The sequence below is a fragment of the Streptomyces sp. CB02400 genome (genome assembly GCF_001905725.1).
Lineage (GTDB): Bacteria > Actinomycetota > Actinomycetes > Streptomycetales > Streptomycetaceae > Streptomyces > Streptomyces atrovirens.
Map to the genome: position 1 here is coordinate 80,565 of NZ_LIWB01000024.1, position 6,888 is coordinate 87,452.

Below are 6,888 nucleotides of genomic sequence, written 5' to 3' on the forward strand. Positions count from 1 at the left end.
CCGGGCGGGTCTCACCAGCCGGCGGTGGCGGGGCCGAGGCGTGCGGAGCACTCCAGGAGCTGGGCGTGGACGAACGCCTGCGGGAGGTTGCCGCGCAACTGGCGCTGGGAGACGTCGTACTCCTCGGCGAACAGTCCGGTGGGCCCGCAGGCCGAGCGGGACCGCTCGAACCAGCGGACCGCCTCGGTCTCCTCTCCCTCGGCCCGTGCGGCCATCGCCATGGTGAACCCGCAGAGCAGGAACGCGCCCTCCGCGTCGCCCAGCGGCTGGTCCCCGTGCCGGAAGCGGTAGACGTAGCCGTCGACCGCGAGCCGGCGTGCCACGGCGGCGCGGGTGTCCCGGAGGCTCGGGTCGCGCGCCGGCACCGCTCCCCGGGCCAGGGCGAGCAGCAGGGCCGCCTCCACGCCCGTGTCGTCCGCGGCGCGCTGCCAGTGGCCGTCGGGGTGCAGGCAGCGTGCCCGGGTGACGTCGAGGATGCGGTCCGCGAGGGAGGACCACCCGGCGGCGGCCGGTGTGCCCAGTGCGCGGGCCAGGTCCCGCAGTCCGACGACGCAGGACAGCCGGGAATGTGTCCACCAGCGGGTCTCCAGTTCCCACAGTCCCGCGTCCGGCTCCTCCCAGCGTTCGGCGACCGCGTCGGCGGCGATGTGTGCGGCCTTCACGGCCCGCGCGTCGAGCGGGCCGTGGCGGGCGGCGGCGGCGAAGAGCTGGAGGGCCTCACCGAACACGTCGAGCTGGAACTGGCCGCCCGCCCGGTTGCCGATCCGGTCGCTGCCTCCGGGGTAGCCCGGCAGCGGCAGGGACCGTTCGGGCGGCACGGGCGCGCCGCCGACGGTGTAGGCGGGCCGCAGGTGCGTCCCGTCGTCGAGGAGGCGTTCGGACACGAAGCGCACCGCGCGTTCCAGCAGCGGGTGCGGGCCGTGCGCCGCGACGGCGATGCCCGCGTAGCACTGGTCGCGGATCCAGGCGTACCGGTAGTCGTAGTCGCGGCCGGTGTCGGCGCGTTCGGGCAGTGAGGCGGTGACGGCGGCCACCATGCCGGCCCGGGAGCTGGTGAGCCCGTTCAGCACGGCGTAGGCCATCCGGGTGTCCCGCAGGGCGGCGGTGTCCTCGCAGTCGGGTACGGCCCGCGCCCACCAGTCCTCGGTCTGCCGCCACAGGGCCCGCGCGTCCGGGCCGGTGTCGCCCGTACCGTCCCCGAGTTCCAGGACGAGGTCGCGGACCCCGCCCTCCGGTACGCGCAGTTCGGCGTGGAGCCCGCCGTCGGGGCCGGGGCGGGCCTCGTCGGCCCCGGTGAGCCGGATGTGCAGGGGGCCGGAGCGGGCCCGCCAGGCCCGGCCGTCGTGGTGCGGGTCCGTCATCGGGTGGCGTCCGTAGTCGGCGCGTACGTCGAGGTCCACCTGGACGCGGGCCTCCCCCCGCACCGCGCGGATCTGCCGCAGCAGCACCAGGCGTCCCGTGTCGGCGGGTGCGGCGAGGGCCTCGCGGCAGGAGACGACGGCGCCCCCCACGATCCAGCGGCTGACCCGGATGAGGGTGCCGTCCTCGTAGTAGCCGCCCCACACGTTCCAGGGATCGCGGGGGGATACGCGGTAGGTGCCCGGCCCGCCGAGGAGCGCGGCGAACACGGCGCCGTCGTGCCAGGCGGGCGCGCACATCCACACGATCGATCCGCGGGGGTCGACCAGCGCGCCGCGCTCGCCGTCGGCGATCAGCGCGTAGTCGCGCAACGCCCAGGGGCCCTCGCCGGACCGTCCCCCGCCCTCACTCGCGTCGTTCACTCTCGCCGTACGCTCCCCTGCCGTCCGGCCGGCCGGCTCACCTGCCGGTGCTGTCGTCGGCTCCGGCGCCGGGGCGGCCGGAGCGGTGCCGGGTGCCCGGCAGCATCTCCTGCACCTTGGCCTTCAGGCCCTGCTTCACCATGGAGGCGCGATCGCTGTCGCCCTTGAGCACGGCGGAGGCCGCGGCCTCGATCTGGTCCAGCTCCGCGTGCGGCGGGATCGGCGGCACGGCGGGGTCGGTGCGGAAGTCGATGACGAAGGGCCGGTCGGCCGTCAGCGCCCGGTCCCAGGCGGCCTCGACCTGCTCCGGCTTCTCCACGCGGACGCCCTCCAGCCCGATCCGCTGCGCGATCTCGGCGTAGGGCAGGTCGGGAATGGCTTGCGACTCCTCGAACTGCGGTGCCCCGGACATCGCCCGCATCTCCCAGGTGACCTGGTTCAGGTCGCGGTTGTTGAGGACGGCCACGATCAGCCGCGGATCGGACCAGCCCTGCCAGTACTTGGCGGCCGTGACCATCTCCATCATGCCGTTCATCTGCATGGCGCCGTCGCCGACGAGGGCGATGGCGGGGCGCTCCGGGTGCGCGAACTTCGCGCCGATGGCGTACGGGACACCGGGCCCCATGGTCGCGAGGGTGCCCGAGAGGGAGCCGCGCATCCGTCCGCGCATCCGCAGGTGGCGGGCGTACCAGTTGGCGGCGGAACCGGAGTCGGCCGTGACGATCGCGTCGTCGGGGAGCCTGCCGTCGAGGGCGTGCACCACGTACTCCGGGTTGATCGGGTCGGCGTCCACGGCGGCGCGCCGCTGCATCACCTCCCACCAGCGGGCGACGTCCTTCTCGATCTTCTCGCGCCAGGAACGCTTCTTCTTCCGCTTCAGGTGCGGCAGGAGCCGGCGCAGCGTCTCGGCCGCGTCGCCGACGAGGTTCACCTCGAAGGGGTACCGCATGCCGATCATGTGCGGGTCGATGTCGATCTGCACGCCCCGCGCCTGGTCCAGTTCCGGCATGAACTGCGTGTACGGGAAGCTGGAGCCGATCATCAGCAGGGTGTCGCAGTCCTGCATCAGCTCGTAGGAGGGCCGGGTGCCGAGCAGGCCGATGGCTCCGGTGACGTAGGGCAGGTCGTCGGGGAGCACGTCCTTGCCGAGCAGGGCCTTGGCGACGCCCGCGCCGAGGACGTCCACCAGCTCCTCCACTTCGGCGCGGGCGCCGCGGGCGCCCTGTCCGATGAGGACGGCGACCTTGTCACCGGCGTTGAGGACCTCGGCGGCCCGCTCGATGTCGGCGTCGGCGGGCACGGGCGCGTACTGGCTGAGGCCCATGCTGGACGGCACCATCTTGAAGGCGTGCGTCGGCGGGCTGTAGTCCAGTTCCTGCACGTCGGCGGGGATGATGACCGCGGTGACCGTGCGCCGCGCGTAGGCGGTGCGGAAGGCGCGGTCGATGAGGTTCGGGAGCTGCTCGGGCACCATCGCCGTCTCGCAGAAGTCGGAGGCGACGTCCTTGTACAGGTTCTGCAGGTCGATCTCCTGCTGGTACGAGCCGCCCATGGCGCTGCGGTTGGTCTGCCCGACCAGCGCGACGACGGGGACGTGGTCGAGCTTCGCGTCGTAGAGGCCGTTGAGCAGGTGGATGGCGCCGGGCCCCGAAGTCGCCGCGCAGACACCGGCCTTGCCGGAGAACTTCGCGTAGCCGACGGCCTGGAACGCGGACATCTCCTCGTGCCGGGACTGGACGAACTTCGGATGGTCGTCGGCTCGTCCCCACGCCGCCAGGAGACCGTTGATGCCGTCGCCCGCGTAGGCGAAGACGTGGTCCACCTCCCACTCGCGCAAGCGCTGAAGGATGTAATCGGAAACCTTCATGCCGGCCATCGACCTTCCGTTCCGCTGGTGCGCGTCCGCTCGACGGGGCCGCGCAGCACGCTGTCAGGGAAGGTGACGGGTTCCGTGCGGTGCCCGGCGCAAACGTCGCGACGCCCACCGGGCCGGGCACCGGTGCCCCGCAGTACGCTGGCCGCATCCGGCCACCGGGAGCTTTGATGTGGAAGCGCAGAAAGCAGGCACGGCGTTGCGAGACCCTTCCGCTGGAGCTGTGCGACCTCTGCGGGAGGACCTTCCCGGCCGGTGAGGAGGTGGGCGGGCACGTTCCGGACTCCTCCTCCGCCCACCCCACCGACACCTGGTTCGACGGTCTGCGCCGGGTGACCGCCTGCTGCGAGGCGCACCTCGACGTGCTCCGCGAGGCGTACCGGCGCCGCCCCTTCGTGGAGGAGGAGCTGTGGGCGGCGAAGATCACCCGTGTGCTGACGTCCGGTCCGCCGGTGCTCACCATGGTGCAGCTCGCCTGCCGGACCGGACTGCACGAGCCGGACATCCGGCGGGCCATCGCCTGGCACAACGAACGACGCCGCCGGATGGAGGGGTGACCCTGGTCCGGCCCGTGGTGGGCCTCATGCCGCCTGTGGCTGAAGGAAGCGGGCCAGCAGGTCGTCCAGGCTCACCATGCCGGTGAGCAGCCCGGAGCCGTCGCGGACCACGGCCAGCGAGGCCCGGCGGCGGCGCAGCAGGTCGATCGCGTCGGCGACCGTGGCGTCGTCCGTCAGTTCGGGCACCGGGCGGGCCAGGGCGCGGGCGCCGGCCGCCCGTCCCCGGGCGCGGGCCACCACGGCGTCCCGGGCGTGCACCGCGCCGAGGACCGTGCCGTGCTCGCGGACCAGGAGCCGGGTGCGGTCGCGCTCCGCGGCGACGCGCAGGATCTCGTCGACGCCGGCGCCGCCGTCCACCGAGACGATCTCGGACGCCGGTACCTGCAGCTCCCGTACCGGGGTCTGAGGTTCGGTCAGCGAGCGCGTCAGCAGCTCCGAGTCCGTCTCGCTGATCAGGCCGAGCCGCTCGGACTCCGCCACCAGATGGGTGAGCTGCTCCCGGTTGTGGACGGAGGCCAGCTCGTCGCGCGGGGTGACCCGGCACAGCCGTACAAGGGCGTTGCTCATCCTGTTCAGCACCGAGATCAGCGGTCGTACGGCCTTCACCACGGCCCGGAAGGGCGGTGACAGCAGCATCGCGGACCGCTCGGGGTGGGCGATGGCCCACGACTTGGGGGCCATCTCGCCGACCACCATGTGCAGGAACACGACCACGGCCATGGCGACGGCGAAGGCGACGCCGTAGCTGAGCGCGCTCGGCAGGCCCAGCTTGTGCAGCAGCGGGTCGAGCTCGTGGGAGATCGCGGGCTTGGACACCGAGCCCAGGCCCAGGGTGCACACGGTGATGCCGAGCTGGGCTCCGGCCAGCATCAGGGACAGCTCGCGCATACCGGCAAGGGCGGCCTTGGCGCCCGACCGGCCCTCGGCCGCGGCCTTCTCCATGCGGTGCCGCTTGGCGGCGACCAGCGCGAACTCGGCGGCCACGAAGAATCCGCTGCCGACCAGCAGCAGCACGGTGACGAAGAGCGCCATCGGGAAACTCATGCCTGCTCCTCCGTCTTGCGGGCCTGCCGCCGGATCCGCACCCGGTCGGGTACGTGCCGGTCGAGGGTGCGTACGTCGATCACGGCGGCGGTGCCGTCGGGCAGCTCGACCGTGAGCCGGTCCCCGATGGCGGGGAAGCGGCCGAGCCGGTCGACGATCAGGCCGGCCACGGTGTCGTAGTCCTCCTCCTCGGGCAGTGCGACGCCGGTGGCCTCGGCCACCTCGTCCAGCCGGCGGCCCGCGTCCACCAGCCAGCCGTCACCGTCCGCGACGGCGACCTGGGTGACGGTGTCGGTCTCGTCCGCGATGTCGCCGACGAGTTCCTCGGCGATGTCCTCGTAGGTGACGATGCCGGCCACGCCGCCGTGCTCGTCCAGGACGACCGCGAACTCGTCGCCCCGCTCCCTCATCTGGGTCACGGCGTCGGGCAGCGGGAGGGTGTCCGGCAGCAGCAGCGGGCGCCGGGCGACCGCGCCGGCCGTGGTGTCCGGCAGCCGGTCCGCGGGCAGGCGCATCAGCTCGGCCACGCCGAGGACGCCGCCGACGTCGTCGGGGTGGTCGCCGAGGACGGGGTAGTTGGAGTGGCCGTGCTTGGCGATGAGGTCGACCGCCTCGGCGGCGGTGGCGTCCTCGCGGACGAAGACGGCGTCCACGCGGGGCACCATCACCTCGTCCAGCGTCCGGTCGGAGAACTCCAGGGCGTGGTCGAGCAGCGCGGCGGTGTCCTTGGGCAGCGCGCCCTGCTCGTGGGACTCGCCGATCAGGTGGCCCAGCTCCTCCAGGGTGGCGCCGTGGTGCAGCTCCTCCACCGGTTCGATGCCGACCCGGTGCAGCAGCCTGTTCGCCGCGCCGTCGAAGACGCGCACGAGGGGGCCGACGACCTTCAGATACGCCAGCGTGGAGCCGGCCAGCGCCTTCGCCAGCCGCTCCGGCACGGCGATGGCCAGGTTCTTCGGGGCCAGCTCGCCCAGCACCATCTGTACGACCGTGGCCAGCACGAAGGCCAGCACGACCGCGATGCCGCTCACGGCCGCGTCGGGGAGGCCCAGGCCCGACAGCGCGGGCCTCAGCAGGGCGGACACCGAGGGCTCGGCGATGAAGCCGACGACCAGTCCGGTCACGGTGATGCCGAGCTGTGCGCCCGACAGCATGAAGGACAGCCGCTCCAGCACCGTCAGGGCGCGGGCGGCCTTGCGGTCCCCGGACTCGGCCTCGCGCGCCAGGGCGAGGCGGTCGGCGGAGACGTAGGCGAACTCCTGGGCGACGAAGTATCCGGTGCCGGCGGTCAGGACGAAGACGGCCAGCAGGCCCAGGAGAGCGTTCGCGGCACTCATCGAACACCATCCCGCCGTGTGCCGTGCTCAGGAAATGCCTGGCGGGATGGTCGGGGACTGTGCCCCGGGGGGTCCGTCGGTCTGGCGGACAAGTACGTGCTCCTTCTGTGGGTGTGTGAACGGATAACGATCGTGGCCGGAACCGTGTTCCCGACGGCGGCGACAGACGACACCAACTGTAAAGGAAACGCAAAGTTCCCTCGAGCCGATCCCCTATGCTTCTACTCGCTTGTAGAAGTTATATCGCGGGCCGCCCCGTGGGCGGCACCCTCTTCACGGAACACACGCACGTTTAAGGA

At 72.7% G+C, this 6,888-nt stretch carries 5 protein-coding genes; 1 reads left to right on the top strand and 4 read right to left on the bottom strand.

Annotated elements, in window-relative coordinates; all coding sequences use genetic code 11:
• Positions 1–11: 11 nt before the first annotated feature.
• Both AMK33_RS36625 and AMK33_RS36630 read right to left on the bottom strand, forming a co-directional pair.
• Entirely contained in the window at positions 12–1,781 is a 1,770-nt protein-coding gene (locus tag AMK33_RS36625) for a glycoside hydrolase family 15 protein (RefSeq protein WP_073937364.1), read from the bottom strand.
• A gap of 37 nt (positions 1,782–1,818) precedes the next feature.
• Complete coding sequence (locus AMK33_RS36630; protein WP_073937400.1) at positions 1,819–3,648, bottom strand: thiamine pyrophosphate-requiring protein; 1,830 nt, start codon at positions 3,646–3,648, stop codon at positions 1,819–1,821.
• Between the two features lie 176 nt (positions 3,649–3,824).
• On the opposite strand from AMK33_RS36630, the gene AMK33_RS36635 reads away from it, so the two are divergent.
• Positions 3,825–4,211, top strand: coding sequence for a hypothetical protein (locus AMK33_RS36635; RefSeq protein WP_073937365.1), 387 nt, complete (start codon positions 3,825–3,827; stop codon positions 4,209–4,211).
• A 24-nt stretch (positions 4,212–4,235) separates the two neighbouring features.
• Here AMK33_RS36635 and AMK33_RS36640 read toward each other — a convergent pair whose 3' ends face one another.
• Both AMK33_RS36640 and AMK33_RS36645 read right to left on the bottom strand, forming a co-directional pair.
• Positions 4,236–5,255 carry a hemolysin family protein gene (locus AMK33_RS36640; protein WP_073937366.1) on the bottom strand — a complete coding sequence of 340 codons (1,020 nt, stop codon included), beginning with the start codon at positions 5,253–5,255 and terminating at the stop codon, positions 4,236–4,238.
• The gene (locus AMK33_RS36645; protein WP_073937367.1) at positions 5,252–6,589 is read right to left on the bottom strand and encodes a hemolysin family protein; all 1,338 of its coding nucleotides are present in this window, start codon (positions 6,587–6,589) and stop codon (positions 5,252–5,254) included. The genes AMK33_RS36640 and AMK33_RS36645 overlap by 4 nt, the downstream gene beginning before the upstream one ends.
• Positions 6,590–6,888 lie beyond the last annotated feature (299 nt).